The sequence below is a fragment of the Nocardia heshunensis genome, assembly GCF_054782115.1.
In genome coordinates this window covers 230,302-253,300 of record NZ_BAAGTC010000027.1, presented here as the reverse complement: position 1 = coordinate 253,300, position 22,999 = coordinate 230,302, and the positions used below count along the sequence as shown (strand labels likewise).

28 protein-coding genes are annotated in these 22,999 nt (G+C 68.4%); 19 read left to right on the top strand and 9 right to left on the bottom strand.

Going from position 1 to position 22,999, the window contains the following annotated elements; all coding sequences use genetic code 11:
* Nucleotides 1-13 precede the first annotated feature (13 nt).
* Both ACYVN4_RS42175 and ACYVN4_RS42170 read left to right on the top strand, forming a co-directional pair.
* Complete coding sequence (locus ACYVN4_RS42175) at nt 14-223, top strand: hypothetical protein (RefSeq protein ID WP_460729392.1); 210 nt, start codon at nt 14-16, stop codon at nt 221-223.
* Between the two features lie 40 nt (nt 224-263).
* A complete protein-coding gene (locus tag ACYVN4_RS42170; protein ID WP_460729390.1) occupies nt 264-572 on the top strand; it encodes a hypothetical protein in 309 nt (102 codons plus the stop codon).
* Here the strand turns inward: ACYVN4_RS42170 and ACYVN4_RS42165 are convergent.
* Nucleotides 502-1,812 (bottom strand): nicotinate phosphoribosyltransferase, encoded by a 1,311-nt coding sequence (locus ACYVN4_RS42165; RefSeq protein WP_460729435.1) that lies wholly within the window; start codon nt 1,810-1,812, stop codon nt 502-504. The two genes, ACYVN4_RS42170 and ACYVN4_RS42165, sit on opposite strands and share 71 nt — an antisense overlap.
* Nucleotides 1,813-1,950: 138 nt before the next feature.
* Between ACYVN4_RS42165 and clpS the strand changes: the two genes are divergently transcribed.
* The 10 genes from clpS (at nt 1,951) to ACYVN4_RS42115 (ending at nt 9,074) form a co-directional block, all read left to right on the top strand.
* Entirely contained in the window at nt 1,951-2,307 is a 357-nt protein-coding gene (gene clpS / locus ACYVN4_RS42160) for an ATP-dependent Clp protease adapter ClpS (RefSeq protein ID WP_460729388.1), read from the top strand.
* Nucleotides 2,308-2,329: 22 nt separating this feature from the next.
* Nucleotides 2,330-2,899 (top strand): oxidative stress transcriptional regulator AosR, encoded by a 570-nt coding sequence (gene aosR / locus ACYVN4_RS42155; RefSeq protein WP_460729386.1) that lies wholly within the window; start codon nt 2,330-2,332, stop codon nt 2,897-2,899.
* 33 nt (nt 2,900-2,932) lie between these two features.
* Nucleotides 2,933-3,994, top strand: coding sequence for a P1 family peptidase (locus ACYVN4_RS42150; RefSeq protein ID WP_460729384.1), 1,062 nt, complete (start codon nt 2,933-2,935; stop codon nt 3,992-3,994).
* Between the two features lie 89 nt (nt 3,995-4,083).
* Complete coding sequence (locus ACYVN4_RS42145) at nt 4,084-4,503, top strand: M67 family metallopeptidase (RefSeq protein ID WP_460729382.1); 420 nt, start codon at nt 4,084-4,086, stop codon at nt 4,501-4,503.
* Between the two features lie 17 nt (nt 4,504-4,520).
* A complete protein-coding gene (locus ACYVN4_RS42140) occupies nt 4,521-4,799 on the top strand; it encodes a MoaD/ThiS family protein (RefSeq protein ID WP_460729380.1) in 279 nt (92 codons plus the stop codon).
* 2 nt (nt 4,800-4,801) lie between these two features.
* Entirely contained in the window at nt 4,802-5,764 is a 963-nt protein-coding gene (locus ACYVN4_RS42135; protein WP_460729378.1) for a PLP-dependent cysteine synthase family protein, read from the top strand.
* A gap of 334 nt (nt 5,765-6,098) precedes the next feature.
* Nucleotides 6,099-6,791 (top strand): rhomboid family intramembrane serine protease, encoded by a 693-nt coding sequence (locus ACYVN4_RS42130; RefSeq protein ID WP_460729433.1) that lies wholly within the window; start codon nt 6,099-6,101, stop codon nt 6,789-6,791.
* 69 nt (nt 6,792-6,860) lie between these two features.
* The gene (locus ACYVN4_RS42125) at nt 6,861-7,625 is read left to right on the top strand and encodes a cyclic nucleotide-degrading phosphodiesterase (protein WP_460729377.1); all 765 of its coding nucleotides are present in this window, start codon (nt 6,861-6,863) and stop codon (nt 7,623-7,625) included.
* Nucleotides 7,626-7,698: 73 nt separating this feature from the next.
* Nucleotides 7,699-8,469: a ribonuclease PH gene (gene rph / locus ACYVN4_RS42120; RefSeq protein ID WP_379358203.1), complete on the top strand. Its 771-nt coding sequence runs from the start codon at nt 7,699-7,701 to the stop codon at nt 8,467-8,469.
* Nucleotides 8,466-9,074 (top strand): non-canonical purine NTP pyrophosphatase, encoded by a 609-nt coding sequence (locus ACYVN4_RS42115; RefSeq protein WP_460729374.1) that lies wholly within the window; start codon nt 8,466-8,468, stop codon nt 9,072-9,074. The genes rph and ACYVN4_RS42115 overlap by 4 nt, the downstream gene beginning before the upstream one ends.
* A gap of 67 nt (nt 9,075-9,141) precedes the next feature.
* On the opposite strand, the gene ACYVN4_RS42110 is transcribed toward ACYVN4_RS42115, so the two are convergent.
* Genes ACYVN4_RS42110 through ACYVN4_RS42100 form a run of 3 tightly spaced genes read right to left on the bottom strand, consistent with a single transcriptional unit; the run spans nt 9,142 to nt 10,941 of the window.
* A complete protein-coding gene (locus ACYVN4_RS42110; RefSeq protein ID WP_460729372.1) occupies nt 9,142-9,552 on the bottom strand; it encodes a DUF3817 domain-containing protein in 411 nt (136 codons plus the stop codon).
* On the bottom strand, nt 9,549-10,022 hold the full coding sequence (locus tag ACYVN4_RS42105) for a transcriptional regulator (protein WP_460729370.1): 474 nt from the start codon (nt 10,020-10,022) through the stop codon (nt 9,549-9,551). Before ACYVN4_RS42105 ends, ACYVN4_RS42110 begins: the two co-directional genes overlap by 4 nt.
* A gap of 43 nt (nt 10,023-10,065) precedes the next feature.
* Complete coding sequence (locus tag ACYVN4_RS42100) at nt 10,066-10,941, bottom strand: oxidoreductase (RefSeq protein WP_460729368.1); 876 nt, start codon at nt 10,939-10,941, stop codon at nt 10,066-10,068.
* Nucleotides 10,942-11,063: 122 nt separating this feature from the next.
* Here ACYVN4_RS42100 and ACYVN4_RS42095 point away from each other — a divergent pair, with 122 nt between their 5' ends.
* Together ACYVN4_RS42095 and ACYVN4_RS42090 are read left to right on the top strand one after the other, a co-directional pair.
* A complete protein-coding gene (locus tag ACYVN4_RS42095; RefSeq protein ID WP_460729367.1) occupies nt 11,064-11,720 on the top strand; it encodes a TetR/AcrR family transcriptional regulator in 657 nt (218 codons plus the stop codon).
* Between the two features lie 76 nt (nt 11,721-11,796).
* Nucleotides 11,797-13,833 carry an MDR family MFS transporter gene (locus ACYVN4_RS42090; protein ID WP_460729365.1) on the top strand — a complete coding sequence of 679 codons (2,037 nt, stop codon included), beginning with the start codon at nt 11,797-11,799 and terminating at the stop codon, nt 13,831-13,833.
* 55 nt (nt 13,834-13,888) lie between these two features.
* On the opposite strand, the gene ACYVN4_RS42085 is transcribed toward ACYVN4_RS42090, so the two are convergent.
* Both ACYVN4_RS42085 and ACYVN4_RS42080 read right to left on the bottom strand, forming a co-directional pair.
* Nucleotides 13,889-15,088 carry an FAD-dependent monooxygenase gene (locus ACYVN4_RS42085; RefSeq protein WP_460729363.1) on the bottom strand — a complete coding sequence of 400 codons (1,200 nt, stop codon included), beginning with the start codon at nt 15,086-15,088 and terminating at the stop codon, nt 13,889-13,891.
* Nucleotides 15,089-15,292: 204 nt separating this feature from the next.
* Complete coding sequence (locus ACYVN4_RS42080) at nt 15,293-15,955, bottom strand: PadR family transcriptional regulator (protein ID WP_460729361.1); 663 nt, start codon at nt 15,953-15,955, stop codon at nt 15,293-15,295.
* Nucleotides 15,956-16,077: 122 nt separating this feature from the next.
* Between ACYVN4_RS42080 and ACYVN4_RS42075 the strand changes: the two genes are divergently transcribed.
* Nucleotides 16,078-17,613, top strand: coding sequence for an FAD-dependent monooxygenase (locus ACYVN4_RS42075; protein ID WP_460729359.1), 1,536 nt, complete (start codon nt 16,078-16,080; stop codon nt 17,611-17,613).
* Here ACYVN4_RS42075 and ACYVN4_RS42070 read toward each other — a convergent pair.
* On the bottom strand, nt 17,610-18,410 hold the full coding sequence (locus ACYVN4_RS42070; protein WP_460729357.1) for a helix-turn-helix domain-containing protein: 801 nt from the start codon (nt 18,408-18,410) through the stop codon (nt 17,610-17,612). The two genes, ACYVN4_RS42075 and ACYVN4_RS42070, sit on opposite strands and share 4 nt — an antisense overlap.
* A gap of 121 nt (nt 18,411-18,531) precedes the next feature.
* Between ACYVN4_RS42070 and ACYVN4_RS42065 the strand changes: the two genes are divergently transcribed.
* The 3 genes from ACYVN4_RS42065 (at nt 18,532) to ACYVN4_RS42055 (ending at nt 20,712) form a co-directional block, all read left to right on the top strand.
* The gene (locus ACYVN4_RS42065) at nt 18,532-19,575 is read left to right on the top strand and encodes a zinc-dependent alcohol dehydrogenase family protein (RefSeq protein WP_460729355.1); all 1,044 of its coding nucleotides are present in this window, start codon (nt 18,532-18,534) and stop codon (nt 19,573-19,575) included.
* A gap of 174 nt (nt 19,576-19,749) precedes the next feature.
* The gene (locus tag ACYVN4_RS42060; RefSeq protein ID WP_460729352.1) at nt 19,750-20,253 is read left to right on the top strand and encodes a hypothetical protein; all 504 of its coding nucleotides are present in this window, start codon (nt 19,750-19,752) and stop codon (nt 20,251-20,253) included.
* Nucleotides 20,254-20,295: 42 nt separating this feature from the next.
* Complete coding sequence (locus tag ACYVN4_RS42055; protein ID WP_460729350.1) at nt 20,296-20,712, top strand: hypothetical protein; 417 nt, start codon at nt 20,296-20,298, stop codon at nt 20,710-20,712.
* Here ACYVN4_RS42055 and ACYVN4_RS42050 read toward each other — a convergent pair.
* Entirely contained in the window at nt 20,709-21,446 is a 738-nt protein-coding gene (locus tag ACYVN4_RS42050; protein WP_460729349.1) for a VIT1/CCC1 transporter family protein, read from the bottom strand. The two genes, ACYVN4_RS42055 and ACYVN4_RS42050, sit on opposite strands and share 4 nt — an antisense overlap.
* Before the next feature lie 97 nt (nt 21,447-21,543).
* On the opposite strand from ACYVN4_RS42050, the gene ACYVN4_RS42045 reads away from it, so the two are divergent.
* Nucleotides 21,544-22,671, top strand: coding sequence for a calcium:cation antiporter (locus tag ACYVN4_RS42045; RefSeq protein ID WP_460729347.1), 1,128 nt, complete (start codon nt 21,544-21,546; stop codon nt 22,669-22,671).
* Between the two features lie 16 nt (nt 22,672-22,687).
* On the opposite strand, the gene ACYVN4_RS42040 is transcribed toward ACYVN4_RS42045, so the two are convergent.
* Entirely contained in the window at nt 22,688-22,903 is a 216-nt protein-coding gene (locus tag ACYVN4_RS42040) for a nuclear transport factor 2 family protein (RefSeq protein ID WP_460729345.1), read from the bottom strand.
* Nucleotides 22,904-22,999 lie beyond the last annotated feature (96 nt).

The window sequence follows — 22,999 nt, the reverse complement described above, 5'->3', positions numbered from 1 at the left end:
CCAGGGGTATTTCATGAGGCGCGCGCTCGTCATGGCCGTACTGCTGTTCGTGGCCTTCTCCGTCGCCAATGTGCTCAGCGCGCTCATCGACGGGCGAGTGCACGCACAGGTGGGGGAGATGTTCCGTTACGCGTTGCACCATCCGGTGCTTCCCGCGATAACAGCGGTGATCGTCGCCGCACTCTGGTTCCTGCTGCAGCGGCGGTTCGCCGCTCGGCACTGACCGCGGCGGCGTGATTCCGCATCGGTAGGGAGGCCGATCGATGAACCGTGTCACGGTCCGGAAAGCACTGGTATGCGCCCTGATCGCGGCATTCGTCGCGACCCTGGTGTCGCTGGACGGCTGGGAATGGGTGGGCAATTCGGCGCACGCGCTCGCGCACGTCAAGGTGTTCGCCGCGCTCGAGCACGCCCTCGGGTGGCTGGGCGCGGCGGGCAAGGTGGCGTTGATCACGACGGTCACCGCGTCCGTCGCGGTGACCAACTGGTGGCGGCGCCGGGTCAGCCCTGGAACGTCGTCGGAATCGCCGGGTCACCCGCCGACAGTTTCAGGCCCTCCCACGGCAGGCTGATCAGGCCCTTGGCGACCAGTTCCCGGCTCTGCGCCAGCGTCGGCTGATCGGGCAGCACCTCGCCGTCGCGCACCAGCGGCACCTGGAGCTCGCGCAGTTCGAAGCCGTTGGTGTCGGGGCTGGAAGCGGAAGCGGGGTAGACGATTTCCTCGACGACGGTGCCGGTGCGCCGGGCCAGCCGGACCGCGCGTTTGGTGCCGCCGCGAGACTCCTTGTGGGAGCTGCGCTTCGCCACCGGGATGCCCTCCACCTCGACGAGCTTGTAGACCATGCCCGCGGTCGGCGCGCCGGATCCGGTGACCAGCGAGGTGCCGACACCGTAGGCGTCGACCGGTTCGGCGCGCAGCGACGCGATCGCGTACTCGTCCAGATCCCCGGACACCACGATGCGGGTGCGGATCGCGCCGAGCGCGTCCAGCTGATCGCGCACCTGCCGGGCCAGCACGCCCAGGTCACCGGAATCGATACGCACGCCGCCCAATTCGGGCCCGGCCACCTCGATGGCGGTGTCGACGCCGCGGGTGATGTCGAAGGTGTCCACCAGCAGCGTGGTGCCCACCCCCAGCGCCTGCACCTGGCTGCGGAAGGCCGCCGCCTCGTGCGAGCCGTCCGCGCCGCTGTGCAGCAGGGTGAAGGCGTGCGCGCTGGTACCCGCGCTGGGCACGCCGAAGCTGCGGGCGGCCTCCAGATTGGAGGTGGCGTCGAAACCGGCCAGGTAGGCGGCGCGGGCGCTGGCGGGGGCGGCCAGCTCATGGGTTCGGCGCGAACCCATTTCGATCATGCGGCGGCCACCGGCGGCGCTCACCATGCGGGCGGCCGCGGCGGCGATGGCGCTGTCGTGGTTGTAGATGGACAGGATGAGGGTTTCCAGCAGGACGCATTCGGCGAAGCTGCCGCGCACCGTGAGGATGGGGGAGCCGGGGAAATACAGCTCGCCCTCGCGGTAGCCGTCGATCTCGCCGCGAAAGCGGTAGTCGCGCAGCCACTCCAGGGTGCGGTCGTCCAGGAACCGCGCCGCGACCGCGAGTTCCGGTTCCCCGAAACGGAATTCGCGCAGTGCGGCCAGCACCCGCCCGGTGCCCGCGACCACGCCGTACCGGCGGCCGTTCGGCAATCTACGGGCGAATACCTCGAAGGTGCACTGCCGCTGGGCCGAACCATCGGCCAGCGCCGCGGCCAGCATGGTCAGCTCGTACTGGTCGGTGAGCAGCGCAGTACTGGTCAGTCCGTCAGCGATCATCACGAGGACCACTCTAAGCACAGTCGGGCAGTGTCTTCAGGTCACGCGCCACGCCCGGGTGTAGATCACTCGAGACCGACCGGACGGCGTGTCGCCTGGGCTGTTGTTTCTACGATGTCAGGTCGTACCCTGGACGTTATGGGTCTGTGTAATCACGACGTTGTTCTGAGCGCCGCCGGTCCAGGCGGTGCGACGGTGACACTGTCGGCTCCACAGGCGACACCGGAAGCCATCGAATACTCCGAGATTCTGGAGGCCGAGGATCGGCCGTGGGTCACCGTCGTTTGGGACGATCCGGTCAACCTCATGCATTACGTGACCTACATCTTCCAGAAGCTCTTCGGCTACAGCAAAGGCAAGGCAACCGAGCTCATGCTGAAGGTGCACAACGAGGGCAAGGCCGTGGTGTCCGCGGGGTCGCGCGACAAGATGGAACACGATGTGCAACGGCTGCACGCCGCGGGGCTGTGGGCCACCATGCAACGTGACAGCTGAACGGGACGACTACGGTTACCCCGTGCGGAAGTGGAGCAGGAAGAACTCCCTGAGCGGGTTGAAACTGCGTTCGGAAATGGACGCCCACGAAGCGGACATCTTGCGTTCGCTGGTCGGGGCGGTGACCGGACTGCTCACCGATCGAGCCCGCTCGGCGCCCGAGGACGAACTCGCCGCCCTCACCGGGCTACAGCTGGGCAACACCACCCCGCCCGATGATCCGCGGCTGGCCCGGCTGTTGCCGGACTTCCACCGCCCCGAACCCGGATCCCCCGACGCCGAACGCGCCGACCTCAACAGCGCGCTGCGCAGCCTGCACGAACCGGAGATCATCGAGAACAAGGTGGCCGCGGGGCTGGTCATCCTGGAAACGCTGCCGCCGCAGGGCGGCAAAATCGTCATCAGCCCCGAGCAGGCCGACGCCTGGCTCAGCGCGCTCAACGATGTGCGGTTGGCGTTGGGTACGGCCCTGGAGATCGGGGCCGACACGCCCGAGCATTTCCCGGAGGACGATCCACGCGGGCCGAGCCTCGAGGTCTACCACTGGCTCACCTGGATGCAGGATTCGCTGATCCAGGCCCTCGCGCCCTAGCTCGGTATCGTGGTCCACCAAGGAGGAGCTGCTGTGAACAGTGTTGCGGGACCACGTAATTCGATCACCGACGTCGCCGGGGTGCTGGTCGGCCATCATCACGAACTGGACCCCACCGCCACCCTCGGCGCGGGCGCGGCCACCGGCTGCACCGTGGTGCGGATTCCGGGCGGCGCGGTCGCCTCGGTGGATGTGCGCGGCGGCGGTCCCGGCACCCGCGAGACCGACCTGTTGGATCCGGGAAACACTGTGCGGCAGGCGAATGCGATCCTGCTCACCGGCGGCAGCGCCTACGGTCTGGCCGCCGCAGACGGGGTGATGCGCTGGCTGGAGGAGCACAAGGAGGGGATCCCGATGGATCCCGCCGATCCTTCTCGCGTGGTGCCGATCGTGCCCGCCGCGGTCATCTTCGATCTTCCGGTGGGGGCGTGGGACATTCGGCCGAACGCGGACGCGGGCTTCATGGCCGCCGAATTCGCCGCCGCGGATTTCGCACGCGGCTCGGTGGGCGCGGGCACGGGGGCGCGGGCGGGTTCGCTCAAGGGCGGAATCGGTAGCGCCAGTGTGCGTTTCACCGACGGTCCGGCGGCCGGAATCACCGTCGGGGCGGTGATCGTCGCCAATCCGGTGGGCTCGGTCTTCGACCCGCGCACCGGAATCCCCTGGGGCGCGGGCACCGACGGCCCCGAGTACTTCGGGCTGGGCCCGGCCACGCCGGAGCAGTTGGCGGCCGCCAATGCCCTGGCGGTCAAGGGCACCGTGCTCAACACCACCATCGGCGTGGTCGCCACCGATGCCGCGCTGGATCCGGCCGCCTGCAAGCGGCTCGCCGCCACCGCGCACGACGGTCTGGCCCGAGCCATCCGCCCCGCGCATTCGCCGCTGGACGGTGACACCCTCTTCGCCCTGGCCACCGGCACCGCCGAGCAGCAGCCGAATTTCCCGCTGCCCCCGGCCTTTCCGGCGGATCTGCTGATCCTCGACCAGTTGTGTACCGCCGCCGCGGTCGTGGTCGAGCGCGCGATCGTGGACGCGATCCTGTCGGCGACCTCGGTGGCGGGCATTCCGGCCTACCGCGACCTGTTCGGGGTGTGACCGGTTCCACCGGGAATAGCCGCATATTGTCACCTTGTTGACGACAGCGTTTCGGCCGTTCGGCCGGGGTCGAGCGGAAGGATGCGACTGTGCTGGTGATCAGGGCCGATCTCGTGGAGGCGATGGTCGCGCACGCGCGCGCCGACCACCCCGATGAGGCGTGCGGTGTCATCGCCGGTCCCGAGGGTTCCGATCGCCCCGAGCGCTTCATCCCCATGGTCAATGCGGCGCGCTCGCCCACCTTCTACGAGTTCGACTCGACCGAGCAGTTGAAGCTGTGGCGTGAGATGGATGCCGCCGACGAGGAGCCGGTGGTCATCTACCACTCGCACACCGCGACCGAGGCCTACCCCAGCCGCACCGACATCTCCTTCGCCTCGGAGCCGAACGCCCACTACGTGCTGGTCTCCACACGCGAACCGCACGACCACGAACTGCGCAGCTACCGGATCCTCGAGGGCGTCGTCACCGAGGAACCCGTCGAGATCGTCGCCACCTACCCCGCATAAACAAGGAGTCCCCCCTCATGTCGGTCACCGTGTCCATTCCGACCATCATGCGTCCGATCACCAAGGACCAGAAGCGAGTTCAGGCCGAGGGCGCGACCCTGGCCGCCGTCATCGCCGACCTGGAGGCCAACTACCCGGGCCTGGAGGCGAAGCTGCTCAAGGACGGCAAGCTCAACCGCTACGTCAACATCTACATCGATGACGAGGACGTGCGTTTCACCGGTGGGCTCGCCGCCGAGGTCACCGACGGCGGCACCGTCACCATCCTCCCGGCGGTCGCCGGCGGTTCGCGTTAATCGTGGCGCGCTACGAGTCGCTGATCGCGACGCTGGGCAATACCCCGTTGGTGGGGTTGAAGAACCTCTCGCCGCAGTGGGACGGTGAGAATCACGTGCGGCTGTGGGCCAAGCTCGAGGACCGCAACCCGACCGGATCCATCAAGGACCGTCCGGCGCTGCGCATGATCGAGGCGGCCGAGGCCGACGGACGGCTCACCCCCGGCTGCACCATCCTCGAGCCCACCAGCGGCAATACCGGCATCTCGCTGGCCATGGCCGCCAAACTCAAGGGCTACCAGCTGGTGTGCGTGATGCCGGAGAACACGTCGGTGGAACGCCGTCAGCTGCTGACCATGTTCGGTGCCGAGATCATCGACTCCCCGGCCGCGGGCGGCTCCAATCAGGCTGTGGCGCTGGCCAAGCAGATCGCCGCCGAGCATCCGGACTGGGTGATGCTCTACCAGTACGGCAATCCCGCCAACGCGCTGGCGCACTACGAGACGACCGGCCCGGAGATCCTCGCCGACCTGCCCGAGATCACGCATTTCGTGGCGGGTCTGGGCACCACCGGAACCCTGATGGGCACCGGCCGTTTCCTGCGCGAGAAGGTCGCCGACATCGACATCGTCGCCGCCGAACCGCGCTACGGCGAACTCGTCTACGGCCTGCGCAATCTCGACGAGGGCTTCGTCCCCGAGCTCTACGACGAGTCGGTCCTCACCTCCCGCTTCTCCGTCGGCCCCTACGACGCGGTCCGCCGCACCCGCGAATTGGTCCTGGAAGAGGGCATTTTCGCGGGCATCTCCACCGGCGCGATCCTGCACGCCGCCCTCGGCGTCGCCAAGAAGGCCCACAAAGCCGGACAGCGTGCCGACATCGCCTTCGTCGTCGCAGACGGCGGCTGGAAGTACCTCTCCACCGGCGCCTACGACGGCACCCTCGAAGAGGCCGAGGAAAGACTCGACGGCCAACTCTGGGCCTGACCCGGAGACCACACCGACCGCGCCCGCTGCGAAACCGCAGCGGGCGCGCGGCATTCGTGACCGGATACCGGCACGAGACGGTGACATCGCCCAGCGGACCTTCGGCATCCGGCATGCGGACCGCCCCGTCATCCCGGTGCGCCTTTGGCCGGGATCCACACCTGCCGCGTTGGATTCCGGCCAAGAGCATGCCGGAATGACGGAGGGCTCCAGGCGCTGCGGCGCCGACCATCGCGCGGTCTCAGGGAATTCCCCGAGGCGGCGGGGCCGGAACCGGCGGTACGCTCGGGTGCAGGGGCGCCTAGGAGGTCTTGCTATGAGCGGCGGCAGCGGGATGGGATCGTTCGATCCGGATCGGATCGCGCGGTTGCAGGGGCAGTTGGCCAAGCCGGCGGGCGGGGTCGAGCGGGCAGGCGGCAATGCGGCGGTGAAGCTGCTGTGGCAGCGGGCGATTGTGCTGACGCTCGGATTCACGGCGTTGCTCTATGTGATCGAGGCGATCAACAGCGCGACCAACGGTGAACTCGACAATGCCGGGGTGAAGCCGCGCAGTGAGGCCGGGCTGTCGGGCATTCTGTTCGCGCCTGTGCTGCATGCCAATTGGGGGCATCTGTTCGGGAACACGCTGCCGGTCATCGTGCTCGGGCTGCTCGCCCTGCTGACCGGGATCGGGCGGGGGCTGACCGCCACCGCCATCATCTGGGTGATCGCCGGGTTGGGGCAGTGGCTCACTGCGCCCGCGCACAGTGTTTCGGTCGGCGCCTCGGTGCTGGTGTTCGGCTGGCTCACCTATGTGATCTGCTGGGGCTGGTTCTCGCGAAATGTGCTGCAGATCGTGGTCGGCTTGGTGGTGCTGGTGTTCTACGGGTCGATCCTGCTGGGTGTGCTGCCGGGCAACCCGGAAATCTCTTGGCAAGGACATCTTTTCGGGGCGATAGGTGGAGTGGTTGCCGGGTGGGTACTCTCTGGGAATGAACGTCGTCATCGTCGCGGGGTTGAAGCCGGCCGTACCGCGTCGCAGGGGTGACGCTGGACGCGGTCGGCGATTTGGGGGATCCCTCCTTTGAGTGAGAATGCAGCGTGGCAGCATGGGGGAATGCGCCTCACCGTGATCGGGTGCTCGGGCAGCGTGTCCGGCCCGGATTCTCCGGCCTCGGGTTACTTGCTGACCGGCCCGGATATGACACCGACCGTCATCGATTTCGGTCCCGGCGTGCTGGGCGCGCTGCAGCGGTACCTGGATCCGGGTGAGGTCGACATCTTCCTCACCCATCTGCACGCCGACCACTGCCTGGATCTGCCGGGCCTGCTGGTGTGGCGGCGCTACCACCCGAATCCGCCCTCGGGGAAGGCCATCGTCTACGGCCCCACCGACACCTCGCTGCGGATCGGCAACGCCTCCGCCGAGATCGGCGGCGAGACCGACGACTGGTCCGACGTCATCGACATGCGGGTCTGGCAGCCGGGCACGCCGACCACCTTCGGCCCCGGCCACACCGTCGAGGCACGGCGCATGTACCACCCGCCGGAGTCCTACGGCCTGCGCATCAACACCGCCGCGGGTCGCACCTTCGTCTACACCGGCGACACCGCCCTGTGCGACGAGGTCTTCGAGTTGGCCAGCGGCGCAGACGTTCTCCTGTCCGAAGCGTCCTGGACCCACGACCCGGCCAACCGTCCGCCGGGCATCCACCTGTCGGGCCACGAGGCCGGTCTGATCGCCGCCCAGGCGGGCGTCGGCGAACTGCTGCTGACCCACATTCCCCCGTGGACTTCCCGCGAGGACGTCATCGCCGAAGCCAAGGCCGTGTTCTCCGGTCCGGTGCACGCGGTCTCGCCCGGCGAGGTCTTCGACATCTGAGCTGATTCCGCGCCCCGATGTCGTTCAGCGGGGCGCGGACGGCGGCTGTTCGCGGCCCGTTACGCTTACGGCCGTGTCGAAACGAGCCGATGGCAGGGCGGATGACGAACTCCGCGACGTACGGATCACCCGGGGTTTCACCTCGCACCCGGCGGGGTCGGTGCTGGTGGAGTTCGGCGGGACGCGGGTGATGTGCACCGCGAGCGTCACCGACGGTGTGCCGCCGTGGCGCCGCGATTCCGGATTGGGCTGGCTGACGGCCGAATACGCCATGCTGCCCGCCGCCACCCACACCCGTTCGGGGCGAGAGTCGGTGAAGGGCAAGGTCGGTGGCCGCACCCAGGAGATCTCGCGCCTGATCGGCCGTTCGCTGCGCGCCTGCATCGACCTGGCGGCGCTGGGCGAGAACACCATCGCCCTGGACTGTGACGTGCTGCAGGCCGACGGCGGCACCCGCACCGCCGCCATCACCGGCGCGTACGTGGCGCTCTCGGACGCCATCACCTATCTGGGCGCGGCCGGGAAACTGTCCGACCCGCAACCGATCTCCTGTGCCATCGCCGCGGTGAGCGTCGGCGTGGTCGACGGCCGGGTGCGCCTGGACCTGCCGTACGAAGAGGATTCGCGCGCCGAGGTCGACATGAACGTGGTCGCCACCGACACCGGCACCCTGGTCGAGATCCAGGGCACCGGTGAGGGCGCGACCTTCCCGCGCTCCACCCTCGACAAGCTGCTGGACTCCGCGCTGGCGGGCTGCGAGCAGCTGTTCGTGGTGCAGAAGGAAGCCCTGGCGCTGCCGTACCCGGGCGTGCTGCCGGAGCCCGAGGAATCCAAGAAGCGATGACCCGTCGCGTCCTGGTCGCCAGCCGCAATGCCAAGAAGCTCAACGAGTTGCGCCGCATCCTGGATGAGGCGGGTGTCGCGGGGATCGAGATCGTCGGGCTGAACGACGTGCCGGAGTATCCGGAGGCCCCCGAGACCGCCCCGGACTTCGAGGGCAATGCCCTCGCCAAGGCCCGCGATGGTTTCGCTGCCACCGGATTGCCCTGTGTCGCAGACGATTCCGGCCTCGAGGTGGATGCCCTCAACGGTATGCCCGGCGTGCTGTCGGCCCGCTGGTCCGGCACCCACGGCAATGACGAGGCCAACAACGTCCTGCTGCTGGCCCAACTCGGCGACGTGCCCGACGAGCGCCGCGGCGCGCGTTTCGTCTCGACCTGCGCCCTGGTGGCCGACGGTGTCGAGGAGGTCGTGCGCGGCGAATGGCCCGGCGTCATCGGCCGAAAGCCGGTGGGCGACGGCGGTTTCGGCTACGACCCGCTGTTCTTCCCGGACGGCGGGGAGGTGTCCTCCGCCCAGCTCACCCCGGCCGAGAAGGACGCGGCCTCGCACCGCGGCCGTGCCTTGCGTCAACTGCTTCCGGCCTTGGCAGCACTGGCCGAAGGCTGAGAAAGCACCGAAAACGACCGCGCCCCGCCGATTCCTCGGCGGGGCGCGGTTTTTCGTTCGAGCGGTCTCAGAGACCGAAGGTGGCCTTCACCTCGCGCGTGCGGTAGTGCTCGAAGAAGAAGGACGCGAACGGAATCGTGCCCGCCAGGCAGGTGAGGAACGTGGTCAGCGGCTTCCAGCGCGCCTTGATCCCCAGGTCGATGGTGAAGACCAGGTAGATCATGTAGAAGATGCCGTGCACCTGGCCGATGTAGAACAGCCAGTGCGGGGCGCTGTGGCTGTCGTCGAGAATCCCGTACTTGTAGATCATCTCGCCGCACAGCACCAGCAGCCAGACACCGGTGATGTAGGCCAGCACGCGGTAGCGCGCCAGCGCGCCGCGGATCTTCTCGGGCGTCGCGGCACCGAGCGGGCGGGGAGCCAGCGTGGTGGTCTCACCGGCGACGGGGGTTTCGGCGGAGTTGTCGCGGGTGCTCAACCGGCGTTCCTCTCGGTGTGGTGCAGCCCCGCGTCACGGACCTTGTCGTCCATGTCCTGGGCGTGCAGATCGGCCAGGTATTTGTTGTATTCGGCGAGTTCGGGATCTTCGTCCCGGGCCGCCTTCGGACGCTCCGGCAGCAGGCCCGCCGGAATCTCGCGCGGCGCGACCGACTTCGGCCTACGCGGCCGAGCGGCGGGAGCGCTGTTCGATGCGGACTCCGCGACCTCGGGACTCGGAGCCTCTTCCTCGACCGCTTCCTGCTCCAGACGCACGAAGCGGACATAGGCCCACACCACGAATCCGGCGAACAACGGCCATTGCAATGCGTAGCCGAGATTCTGGTACGTGCCGCCCCCGGATTCGAACCGGGTCCACTGCCAATAACCCAATCCCAGGCACGCCAGGAAGGCCACGACCACGAAGATAATCAGGGCCGGACGGCGATGGGGAGCGGACACGACCTCCACGGTACCTGCCTACTACGGCTCGCGTAGTAGGCAGGTCTGCTGATCAGAACTTGTATGTGACGCCCGTCAAACGCTCGGACTCTTCCCACAGGCGACGCTGGAGGTCGCGGTCCTGGGAGGTCTTGCTCGACGGCGACGCCTCGACCGGGCCCTGGCTGCCGAACCAGCGGGTCGGACCCCAGTAGATGTTGGGGTCGGCGTCGGGGGAGGTGGCCGCGAACATCGAGGAGTAGGCCGCGTGGAACGGCGACTGGCCGACGATGCGAATGAACGGCTTGGAGATTTTGTCCAGGGGGGTTTCGGTGCGGGCGAACAGATCGGTCGCCGAGACGCCGGGGTGCACGGCGTAGGACCGCTTGGTCGAGCCCGCGGCCTCGAGTCGGTGCTGCAGTTCACGGCCGAACATGAGGTTCGACAGCTTGGACTGCGCGTAGGCGAGATTGCGCTGGTAGCGGCGGTTCTCGTAGTTGAGGTCGTCGATGTACAGCTTCGGGGTCTGCTTGTGCGCGATCGAAGCCAGCGAGACCACGCGGTCGCTGATCTTGTCCAGCAGCAGCCCGGTCAACGCGAAGTGGCCGAGATGGTTGACGCCCCACTGGGTTTCGAAGCCGTCCTTGGTGCGTGAGAACGGAATGTTCATCAGCCCGGCGTTATTGATGAGGACATCGAATTCGCCGGTGTTCTCGGCGAACTGCCGCACGGAGGCGAGGTCGGCCAGGTCCAGGGCCGCGACCCGCACGTCACCGTCGATGCGGTCGGCGACCTCCTGGGCCTTGGCGGCATTGCGGCAGGCCATGATGACGGTGGCGCCCTTGCTCGCCAGCACCTTGGTGGTCTGCTCGCCGAGACCGCCATTGGCTCCGGTGATCACGAACGTGCGCCCGGACTGGTCCGTGATTTCGCTTGGCTTCCATGCCATGGCTGTTGACCTCACAATTCGAGTCGTTTGTTCGACCTTACTTCAGAGTAAGTTCTAGCGATAGCCCGCCGCTCCGAGCCTCGAACTTGTGACAGTCATAAAAAAATGATCATAATGATTTTATGACACCGTCGTCGACCGGCGCACCGCAGGGCCTGCGCGAGCGCAAGAAGCTGCAGACCCGGCAGAACATCTCCGACACCGCCACGCGGCTGTTTCTGGAACGCGGGTACGACACGGTCACCATCGCCGAGATCGCGGTGGCCGCCGAGGTCGCCAAGATGACGGTGACGAACTACTTCCCGCGCAAGGAAGACCTGGTGCTAGATATTCGCGAGGCCTTCGTCGCGGGCCCGGCGGACACGGTGCGTGAGCGAGAGCCGGGGGAGTCGGCGCTGGCCGCGCTGCGCCGCGCGTATCTGGCGGGGGTCGCCGCGAAAGATGCCGTGCTGGCGGGCTTCTCGGGTCCGGACTTCGCCGCCCTGATCACCGGCAGTCCGGCCCTGGTGGCGCGGATGCGGGAGTTCCACGAGGACCGTGAACGCCTGCTCGCGGCGGTCCTGGCCGAGGAAACCGATGCTCCCGCAGAAGATTTCACGGCCCGGGTGGCGGCCGCGCTGCTGGGCGGCGTGCATCGGACGCTGTTCGAAGAAGTGCTGCGTCGCACGGTGGCGGGCGAGTCGAACGAGGCCATCGCGGTGGTGCTGGCCGAGCGGGTCGCCACCGCCTTCGACACCCTCGAACCTGCGCTCGGCGACTACGCGGTCCGGGCGAACTGATCGGTCTGCTGCCGGGAATGACCGGTTAGCCGTGTCGTTGCCGTATCTCGGCTGGTGAGCGCAACATACTGGGCCGATGACCGGTGCCAGCGTCACCGCAGAGAAGCCCATGCCGCCGCAGCCGCTGAGCCGGGCCCGCAGAAACGTCGTCTTCGGAACCGTCGCCCTCGGCATGCTGATGGCCGCGCTCGACTCCACCATCGTCTCCACCGCCCTGCCGACCATCGTCGCGGACCTGGGCGGGGCCGGGCACATGGCCTGGGTGGTCACCTCGTACCTGGTGGCCGAGGCCATCGCCACCGCCCTGTCGGGCAAGTTCGGCGACCTGTTCGGCCGCAAGCTGGTGTTCCAGCTCAGCGGCGCGATCTTCATCATCGGCTCGATGGTCGCCGGGCTCGCGCACGGCATGACGCTGCTGATCTTCGCGCGGGCCGTGCAGGGCCTGGGCGCGGGCGGGCTCATGGTCACCTCCATGGCCCTGATCGCCGATGTCATCCCGCTGCGCGAGCGCGGCAAGTATCAGGGTGCGCTGGGCGCGGTGTTCGGCATCACCACGGTCATCGGACCCACCCTGGGCGGGCTGTTCACCGACCATCTGAGCTGGCGCTGGTGCTTCTACGTCAATGTCCCCATCGCGATCGTCATGATCGCGGTGGCGGCCCGCACGATTCCGATGACCCGCTCGGTCGTCAAGCCGATCGTCGACTACCTCGGCATCGCGCTGGTCGCCATCGGCGTCACCTGCCTGATCCTCGGATTGGAATGGGGCGGACAGGAATACGCGTGGGGCTCCTCGATGATCCTGGGCCTGTTCGGAGCCGCGGCGGTGGCACTGGCCAGCTTCGTGTTCGTCGAATTCCGCGCCGCCGAGCCCATGCTGCCCATGCACCTGTTCCGCAGCAATGTGTTCACCGTCTGCTCGATCCTGAGCTTCATCGTCGGCTTCGCGCTGCTGGGTGCGATGACCTACCTGCCCGCGTATCTGCAATACGTGGAAGGGGTTTCGGCGACGGCTTCCGGGGTGCGCACGCTGCCGCTGGTGGTGGGTCTGTTCTGCACCTCCATCCTGTCGGGCAATATCGTCGGCAAGACCGGGCACTACAAGATCTTCCCGATCCTGGGCTGCGCGATCATGGCGGTGGGCCTGTTCCTCATGTCGACCATGGGCCCGCACACCGGGTTCTGGCTGATGTCGCTGTACATGCTGATCCTGGGTCTGGGCGTGGGTCTGGCCATGCAGGTGCTGACCATCGCGGTGCAGAGCAGCGTCCCGTACTCGGATCTGGGCACCGCCACTTCCGGTGTCACCTTCTTCCGGACCATCGGCAGCGCGTTCGGCACCACCGTGTTCGGCACCCTCTACTCCAATCAGCTGCGCCCGAATCTCGAAGCGGCGCTGATCGAATCGCGGGTGCCGCCGGAGGTGGCGCAGAACCCGGCGGCGTTGCGTGACCTGCCGAAGGCGCAGGCCGCACCGATCGTGCAGGCGTACGCGGACTCCATCGACTTCCTGTTCCGCTGGGTGGTGCCGGTGGCGCTGCTCGGCTTCGTGGTGGCGTTCTTCCTGAAGCAGGTCAAGCTGCGCGACAGCGTGCGGGCCGAGGCCACCGACGTGGGGGAGCAGTTCGCCATGCCGGACTCCTCGGACCGGCTGGTGCAGTTGGAGCGGGCCATCGCCCGGGTGCTGCGCAAGCAGCGCGACAATGCCGTGCCGGATCCGGGAATCCTTGCGGCGGCGGGCAGTTCGCTCGGCCGCGACGAGGCGTGGGCGCTGGGGCAGGTCCGCATGTACAACCGCCTGCGCGGCACCGCGACTCTCGACGACATTGCTCGAACCCATTGGATTCCAGCGGAATTGATCGGTCCCGTCTACGACAAGGCCGAGCGGGACGGGTTGCTGCTGCGGGAGGGCGACGAGCTCACCCTCACCGACAAGGGTGTGGCCGAGGTGGATCGGGTGCGCGGGGCGTGGAAGCGCTGGCTCGCCGGTCAGCTCACCGACTGGGATGCCGCCGACCCGGCCGACCGCGCGCTCCTCGATCAGGCCATCGACAATATCGCCACCAAGCTGCTCGACGAGGCCGATCACCCGGACGTGCTGCCGGTCCGCTGACGAGCGCGTAGCAATGCCCGCCACGATTTCTCGTGGCGGGCATTGTTTTTCGTGATCAGGCGGAGACGGCGGCCGGGCGCACCGTCGCATCCCAGTCGATCCGGAAGCGCTGCTCCGCGCCGAGATACTTCTCCGGATCCATGCGCTTGAACATCAGCGGCATCATGAGCTGCATGGCCTTGCGGGTCACCGGCCCGGCGGCCTTGGTGTGGTTCATCCGGGCGACCCGGGCCGCGATCCCCTCCACCCGCGGTCGGCGCAGCGCCTCGTAGGTGGCGAAAGCCCGTGCCGGATCGTCGATATCGCGCAGGCAGCGGGCCAGCTCGACCGCGCTCTCGATGGCCATCGACGCGCCCTGCCCGGAGGTATTGCTGGGTGCGTGGATGGCGTCACCGGTGAGCACCATCCGGCCCCGGTGCCAGTGCGGCACCGACGGCATGATGTGCAGGGCCCCGATCACGGCCAGCTGCTCGGGGGCGGTGTTGCGGGCCAGCAGCTCGCCCGGGGCCTCCCCGGCGTAGGCCTCGCGCAGCTTGCCCAGCCACTGTTCGACGGGCACGGCCCGGGCCTCGGTCAGCGAGTAGTACTGCGGGCTGGGCAGATTCGCGCCCCACGACACGCGACCGTCGGGCATGACCCAGTACAGGTAGTAGGCCCGCTTGCCGAAGGCGAAGGTCATGGCCTCCGGTTCCAGCTCGAGGTCGCAGTCGATGTACGCGCCGAAGCTGAGCATGCGCAGATAGGTCGGGCCGGGCGCCTTCGGGTCGACCAGGGTCCGCACGGTGGAGCGAATGCCGTCCGCGCCGATCAGGACGTCCGCGGTGGCGCCGCTGCCGTCGGCGAAGACGGCGGTCACGCCGCCCGCGTGCTCCTCGACCTCGACGAGCCGCTTGTTGTATTCGAATGTCACTCCCGCGGCGACCGCGGTGTCGTGCAACACCTCGTGCAGGTCGGCGCGGTCGATCACCCGCAGCGGCTCGATGTTCGTCATCCCCGGCAGCTCGAAACGTTTGCCGTTGACCGACATCGACGACTTGCTGATCGGTGCCGTGTGGGCGCGCACGGCGTCCCCCGCCCCGACGATGTCCAGGGCGGCCACGCCGTTGGGGGCGAGTGCCAGGTTGGAGCCGATGCCGTAGGCGGGACCGGGATAGGACTCGAAGACGGTGACATCGATGCCCGCCTTGCGCAGGGCGGTGGCGGTGACGGGGCCGGAAATGCCGCCGCCGATGACGATTGCAGAGTTGATAGGCATGGTTCTCTCCCGAGAAGTGTTCGAAGGCTTACGAAAAACCCCGAACCGGCGCGCGTATGGAGAACCCAGTTATCCTGTAGTTGCCAAACTCGGTGCCGGGTTCGCCTGCACGGACGCGGTTCGAGACGGTGTGTTCCCGGGCTTCGGTGGCGGTGTTGCAGCACCCCCGCCGGGGCCCGGTTCAGTAGGGACCGACGGTGTGGATCAGTCGGTCGCGGTGGGTGTTTCGGGTGCCCCCCTTTCGGCGAGTTCGACGAGTTCGGGTGGCATGGCGCCGTCGCGATGCCAGGACCGCCAGCCCTCGACATCCGGGAAGCTGCCGTCGGCCAGCGAATCCCGCAGGCCGCGGGCCCAGGTGGACTCCGCCGCCAGCATGTTCAGCGCGTAGTCCTCCTCGACCAGGAAGAGCCACGGCACCGTGCCCTCCAGCGCTGCCAGTTGAGCCCGGATTTCCGCGACGTTCTTGTCCAGCTTGGCGATTCGGCTGGTCAGCAGCTCGACGACCTCGTCGGGCGGCAGCACCGCGAGCACCGAGAGCCCGGCCACGAAACGCCGCTGCTCCGGTTCCGGTTCGGCGATGAGTTCCCTTGTCCAGTCGGTGAGTTCGGCCCGCCCGGCCTCGGTGATCGTGTAGATGGTGCGTTCCGGGCGGGCGCCGTCGCGCTCGCTGCCGGTGATCTCCAGGAAGCCGTGCTTGGTGAGGTTGTCCACGACCGTGTAGAGCGATCCCCATTTGATGCTCATATCGGCGTCCTTGCCCCAGGTCCGCAACCTGGCAGCGATCTCGTACCGGTGCATGGGCTGGACGACGACCGCGGAGAGCACCGCCAGACCCATGAGATTCGCGACCTTGCGCTTGCGGGCCATCCGGCACCTCCTTACTCGTCTACGAATATACGTCTGCGAGTATTCGGGCACAAGCATTCAAGCGAAATGGACATAACACGCCGTCATTGACGGTTTCCGGGTCGCGGACGCACACTCGGGGAATGGCAGACGCCGAGATCGACGTGCTGATCGTGGGGGGCGGTCCGGTCGGACTCACCGCCCGAGCCCTGCTGGCTCGCTGGGGCGTGCGGACCCTGCTGGTGGAGCGGCACCACGAACTCTCACCGTTCCCGAGATCGCGACTGGTCAATGTGCGCTCGATGGAGATCTTCAGGCAACTCGGATTCGCCGACACCGTCCGGAGCCGGGCCTTCGGACCCGAGTTCGGTCGGGTGCGGTTCCGGGAAACCCTGGGCGGCAGCGACTTCGGTACCGAGGCGATGGTGGGCGTCCGCGCTCCGATACCCGAGAGCCCCGAGACCGGTGCGATCACGTCACAGGATCGGCTGGAACCGATCCTGCTCGCGGCCGCGGATACGCCGCTGCGGTTCGAGGTCGAACTGGTGGATCTGATCGAGGAGGGCGAGTACGTGACCGCCGTGCTCACCGACCGGGGCGACGGTACGCAATCGTGGGTGCGAGCCCGGTATGTGATTGCCGCCGACGGTGCGAATTCCACTGTCCGGCAACGGCTGTGCCTCGGTACCAGTGGCCCGGGCGCGCTCGGCGAGGTCACCACCGTGGTCTTCGACGCCGACCTCGGGCGCTGGTGCGCCGACCAGCCCGCCGGGGTCTACTTCACGACCTACGGATCGTTCACCCCGCTGTATCCGGAGGGCGGCTGGGCGTGGTTCGGTACCACGCCGAGGGATCCGGACGTCGACTGGTCCGCCCAGGTCACCCATGCCCTCGGCCCCGGCATCGACACCCCCGTGGAGGTGCTGCGCATCCAGCACTGGGTGATGAATGCCTTTGTGGCCGAACACCTTCGCCACGGCCGGATATTCCTGGCGGGCGATGCCGCGCACGCGGTCCCCGTACTCGGCGGCCTGGGCATGAACGCGGGCCTGGCCGATGTCCACAACCTGTGCTGGAAGCTGGCGGGCGTGCTGCACGGATGGGCGGCACCGGGATTGCTGGAAACCTATGAGACCGAACGATTTCCGGTCGGGCAGCGCACGCTGCGGCAGGCGGTGGCCAATGCCGAGCGGCTGCGACACGCGCAGGAGGCGCGGCGGTCGTCGCGGAGTTCCGGTGCCGTGGCCGGCAACGAAGTCGAATTGCCCTGGTCCGACCGCTTTTTCGACCAGACCGGGCTGGTGCTTGGCGTCACCTACGATTCCGGGGCCGCCCGGACCGGTGCTGGTACGCCACCGCCCGATCGAGACACGCCACCGGTCGACGGCGACGGCCGCTATCTGCCGAGTGGTCGGCCGGGCAGCCGCATGCCGCACCTGCGACTCGACGACGGTCGCTCTACCCTGGACGCCCTCGGCGAGTGGTTCACCGTGTTCACCCCCGAGCCCGGGGCGTGGGAGAAGCTGATCGACACCGGGTCTCCACTTCGCGTCGAGCGACTACCCGCGGCGCATACCGCCGGCTGTGGCATCGGCGCGGATGGCGCGCTGCTCGTGCGGCCCGACGGGCACATCGGCGCGCGGTGGGCCGAGCGGCCGGATGATCGGGTGAATGTCTAAGTGTGCGAGAACCTTTCGCGCAGATAGTCGGAGGTGGCCTGGTCCGCGGGGAGGAAGGCTTCCAGGTGCAGCTCCGAGAGCGTGATGTCGGTGGCCGTCGCGAAGGACGTGACGGTGGTGATCAGGCGCAGCTCGCCGACGTCCGAGGTGAGGCGCAGCGGGACGGCGAAGCCGAGGTGGCCTGGGCCCGGATCGACCGGCGGGAGATAGCCGTCCAGCTCCGCGATGAGGTCGTTCAGGCCGGGATCGGGGCTGCGGCCCGCGCGATTGCGCAGACTGTCGGTGACGTGGCGGCCCCATTCCGGCATGTTGAGCACCCGTCGCCCCAGCCCGTCCGGGTGCAAGGCCAGGCGCAGCACATTGATCGGCGGCTGCAGCAGCTCGGGCGCGCAGTCCTCGGTCAGCAGCGTGAACGCGGGATTGGCCGCGACCAGCACGCCGAAGGGCCGCGTCACCACCGCCGGATAGGGGAGGTGGCCCTGCAGGATGGTGCTCAGCGCGTGCCGTACCGCGTCGAGTTCCGGTGCGTCCAGCGAGGATTCGGGAAAGATCGGCGCGTACCCGGCGGTCAGCAGCAAGGCGTTGCGTTCCCGCAGTGACAGTCCGAGCACCTCGGCCAACCGGACCACCATGGTCCGCCCCGGATGCGAGCGCCCCTGCTCCAGGAAGCTGAGGTACCGCTGGCTGGTCTCGGCGGCGATGGCCAGATCGAGCTGACTGAGCCGTCGTCGCGTGCGCCAGCCCTTGAGTTGCTGTGCGAACGGGGTGCTCGTCGTCGCCACGGCCATGGTCGTCATACCTCCACTGTGCGGAAGCGAGTGCCGCTCCGCGATTCCCTCCAGGGAATCGTCACACGGCGCGACTTTCATTCCCTGCGGGGAATCGCCAGGGAACTCCGCGCCGCGCAGACTCGTCGTCATGAGTGATGGACAGAAGCAGAACGCGAATGGTGTTGCCTACCAACTGGAGCCGCTGCGTGGGCTCGCCGGTCTGAGCACCCGGCCCCAGCCGGTTCCGGTCCCCGGACCGAATCAGGTCCTGGTGCGGGTGCGGGCGGCCTCGCTGAATCGCCGCGACATCATGCTGATGGAGGGCACCTACCCGGTGTCCGCGCGGCCGGGTGTGGTGCCGCTGGTGGACGGTGTCGGCGAGGTCATCGCCCTGGGTTCGGACGTCACCCGGGCCGCGCTGGGCGACCGGGTGATGAGCACCTACTTCGTCGGCTGGGTCGACGGTCCGCAGACACAGGCGCTGACCGGGCAGCAGTACGGCGCGAACCACGACGGCTGGCTCGCTACCTATGCGCTGCTGGAACAGGAGTCGGTGGTCCAGGTTCCGGCGTACCTCACCGATGTGGAGGCCGCCGCACTCACCTGCGCCGGGCTGGTGGCCTGGGCGGGCTTGATCAAGCCGGTGCCGGTCGGCCCCGGGGACACGGTCCTGACCGTGGGCACCGGACCGGTCGGGCTGTTCGCGGTGCAGCACGCGAAAATGCTGGGCGCGCGGGTCATCTCGATCACCTCCTCCCCGGAGAAGGGTGAGCGGCTGCGCAAGCTCGGTGCGGACGAGGTGGTGGACCGCAAGGTCACCCCGGATTGGGAGCACGCGGTACTGGATCTCACCGGCGGCCTCGGCGTGCAGCGCGTGATCGAGGCGGTCGGCAAGCTGACCCTGCCGAAATCCCTTGCGGCGACGGCCTACAACGGTGAGGTGATCCTGATCGGCGCGTTCCCGGCCGGGCCCGGGCAGCAGCCGGCCGACCCGCTGGGCGGCAAGTATGTGGGCCTGCGCCGGGTCGCGGTGGGCAGCCGCGCGGACCTCGAGTTCATGACCCGCACCATGACCGAGCACGGTATGCGCCCGGTGATCGATCGGGTCTACCCGTTCGAGGCGGCGGTCGACGCGTTCCGCTACTTCGCCGAGGACGAACCCTTCGGCAAGGTGGTGATCACGCTTCCGTGATCGGCGCAACGCGGCAGGCGCAACTTATTGGCAATCGGTTCGAATAGATATCCACCTGGAACTATTTCCTTACCGTGTAGCCCATTAGAGCGACCGGCAAATCTGTGTACGGTTCCTTGAAGGAGAAGCTTTTCGGATCGGCGGGCGTGTGCTTCGACTCGAAGGAGTTCCCGGGTGACGGTGGGTGCGGTACGCGAGAAACCCGACGCGGCGCGGGAACAGCCCGCCGCCGAGTCCGTCGACGGCACCCCCGGCCTGGCCGCGCCGGGGGAGATGTCGTCCAAGGTGCTCGCCGGTCTCGTCATCCTCTCGATGGGCGTGGTCTTCGCACTGATCGGCGGCACGCTGCGGGCCGGTCTGGAAAACCCCGGTGGCGCCGAGGAAACCGGCACCCCGTCGTCGAGCACCACCCAGCCCGTCAATGCCCAGCCGCCGGCGCCGGCCCCCGCGCCGCCACCCCCTGCCCCGGCCGCGCCGGTGCAACTGCCCGCGCCCGCACCCGCACCGCAGACCCAGCAGTATGTGCCCGCGCCCGCCCAGGTCGAGGTGGCTCCGGAGACCGCGGCCGCCCCACCGGCCCCGCCGCCTCCGCCCGCGCCGCCGTCGCTGCCCGACATCCTGGCCCCGATCCTCCCGTTCCTGTTGCCGCCGCCTCCACCCCCGCCGCCCGCCCCCTGACGCCGCCGCACCGGGCGTCCCGGAAACCGAAGGAGGACAGCCATGCTCGGCACCGCCGACGAGATCCGCCGCGACGACGGCGATATCGACCCCCGCCGCCTGGGCCTGGTGCTCATGGCCGCGGTTCTGATGGCCATCGGGATCGGTGCGGGCGTCTGGCTCACCGCATCCGGCGAGCGCCCGATCGCCGACACCTCGATCGTCAATGTTCCACGGCTGCGCCATGATCCGATCGCGCCCGCCCGGCTCCCCGGCGTGGGCGGTCCTACCGTCGCTCCCGCCGCCGAGGTTCCGGCCCCGCCCGCGGTCGTGCCCGCCGGGCCGCCGCCCGCGCCGGTCGCACCGCATGCGGTGGATGTACCGGTGGTGATCGACCCGAACTACACCGGGCCGGTCGACGCGCCCGTGCCGGTGGATCTGCCCGCACCGCCGGAGGATTCGGCCCCGGTCGCCGACTAGAGCCCGGAAACGCCTGCGAGCTGCCCGATTCCGTAGGTGACCGCCATGGCCAGGGCGCCGCCGATGACGACCCGCAGCACGGCGCGGCGCGGATCACTGCCGCCCAGACGGGAACTCACCGAGCCGGTGACGGCGAGCGCCACCAGGACCGCGGCGAAACACACCGGGATGCGCCACTGGGTCGGGGGCAGCAGGATGGCCAGGATCGGCAGGATCGCGCCCAGGGTGAAGGAGACGGCCGAGGACAGCGCGGCATGCCACGGGTTGGTGAGATCGTGTGGGTCCAAACCCAATTCGGCCTCGGCGTGCGCGGCGAAGGCGTCGTGGGCGGTGAGCTCCTCGGCCACCACCCGGGCGGTCTCGGGGGACAGGCCCTTGTCCCGGTAGATCTGGGTGAGCTCGGCCAGTTCGTATTCCGGTTCCTCGGCCAGTTCGCGGCGTTCCTTGGTCAGCAGCGCGCGTTCGGTGTCGCGCTGGGTGCTGACCGAGACGTATTCGCCGACCGCCATGGAGATCGCGCCCGCGGCCAGGCCCGCGATGCCCGCGGTGAGGATGGCGTTCGAATCCGTGGACGCGGCGGCGACGCCGACCACCAGGCCCGCGGTGGAGACGATGCCGTCGTTGGCGCCGAGCACCCCGGCCCGCAGCCAGTTGAGCCGGGAGGCGAGACTCGCGTCGTGCGGCTCGTGCGGGTGCGTCGCGCCGGTGGGGTCCGCTGCGGGGGTGTCGTCCACGTGGGCAGCCTAATTCACCGGGCGACACTCATGCGGTAAGGCAATCGGGGGAGGCATGCCTCCCATTTCCGCGGTATGCGGACAGTTTGCTGCAACGATGGGGGTCATGGTGCGCTTCTGCAGTCAGTACTGGTCGGTCATCCTTCCCCTGGTTGGAGCCTTGGTACTGGCGGCCTCGTGGGGGCACTCGTTGAATCCGGCCCTGGCCGCGCTGGTGGCGGTGTTCCTGATGGGCGCGACGCTCTCGGCGGTGCATCACGCGGAGACCGTGGCGCATCGGGTGGGCGAGCCGTTCGGGTCGCTGATCCTGGCCGTGGCGGTGACCATCATCGAGGTCGGGCTGATCGTCACCCTCATGGTGTCCAGCGGTGAGAAGGCCGCCTCGCTGGCGCGCGATACCGTCTTCGCCGCCGTAATGATCACGTGCAATGGCATTTTCGGGTTGTCGCTGCTGGTCGGGGCGTTGCGGCGGCGGGTCGCGGTCTTCAATGCGGAAGGCACCGGGGCGGCGCTGGCCACCGTCGCCACCCTGGCCACGCTGAGCCTGGTGCTGCCGACCTTCACCACCAGCGAGCCCGGCCCGGTCTTCTCGGCCTCCCAGTTGATCTTCGCCGCGGTGGCTTCGCTGGTGCTCTACGGCGTCTTCGTGATGGTGCAGACCATCCGGCATCCCGACGATTTCCTCCCGGTCGAGGGCGGCTTCGCGCCGGGCGAGGGCGGTTCGGCCCGGGCCGACGATGACGAGGACGAGCACGACGAGCCGCCCACCAAGCGGCAGGCGCTGCTGAGTCTGGGTTTGCTGTTAGTTGCCTTGATCGGCGTGGTCGGGTTGGCGAAGGTGGTCTCGCCCAATATCGAATCCGGCATCGCCTCGGCCGGACTGCCGCAATCCGCAGTCGGTGTGGTGATCGCGCTGCTGGTACTCGCGCCGGAGACCATCGCGGCCGTGCGCGCCGCGCGCCGCGACCGGGTGCAGATCTCGCTGAACCTGGCCCTGGGTTCGGCCATGGCCAGCATCGGCCTGACGATTCCGGCCATCGCGCTGGCCTCGATCTGGATCGAGGGCCCGCTCATGCTGGGCCTGGGCGCGACCCAGATGGTGCTGCTGGCGCTGACCGTGGTGGTGGGCGCGCTGACCGTGGTGCCCGGACGCGCGACCCTGCTCCAGGGCGGGGTGCACCTGGTGTTGTTCTCGGCCTTCGTGTTTCTGGCGGTCAGCCCCTAGTCGGGACTTCCGGCGGTCAGGAGTTCCAGCGATAGACCTGACCGTCGCGTAGTTCGAAGGAGGTCGCCGGTTTCGTCGCGTGGTGGTGCGAGAGCAGTGTCATCACCTGGACCCGTCCGCGCGTAGTGACGCCGTCCTCGGTCCAATGCACGTACGGGTGCACCAGTTTCGCGAATTCCGCCCAGTCGCCGGTCTCGATCGTGTGCAGGACCGCCGACACCGTGTGTTCCACAGCCACAGTGAACACGCCGCGTCCGGATTACGCGCGGGTTCGGCGGTAAACCTCGGTTGCTGACAGATCACTCGATTCGTCTTCGGGTATGGCCGA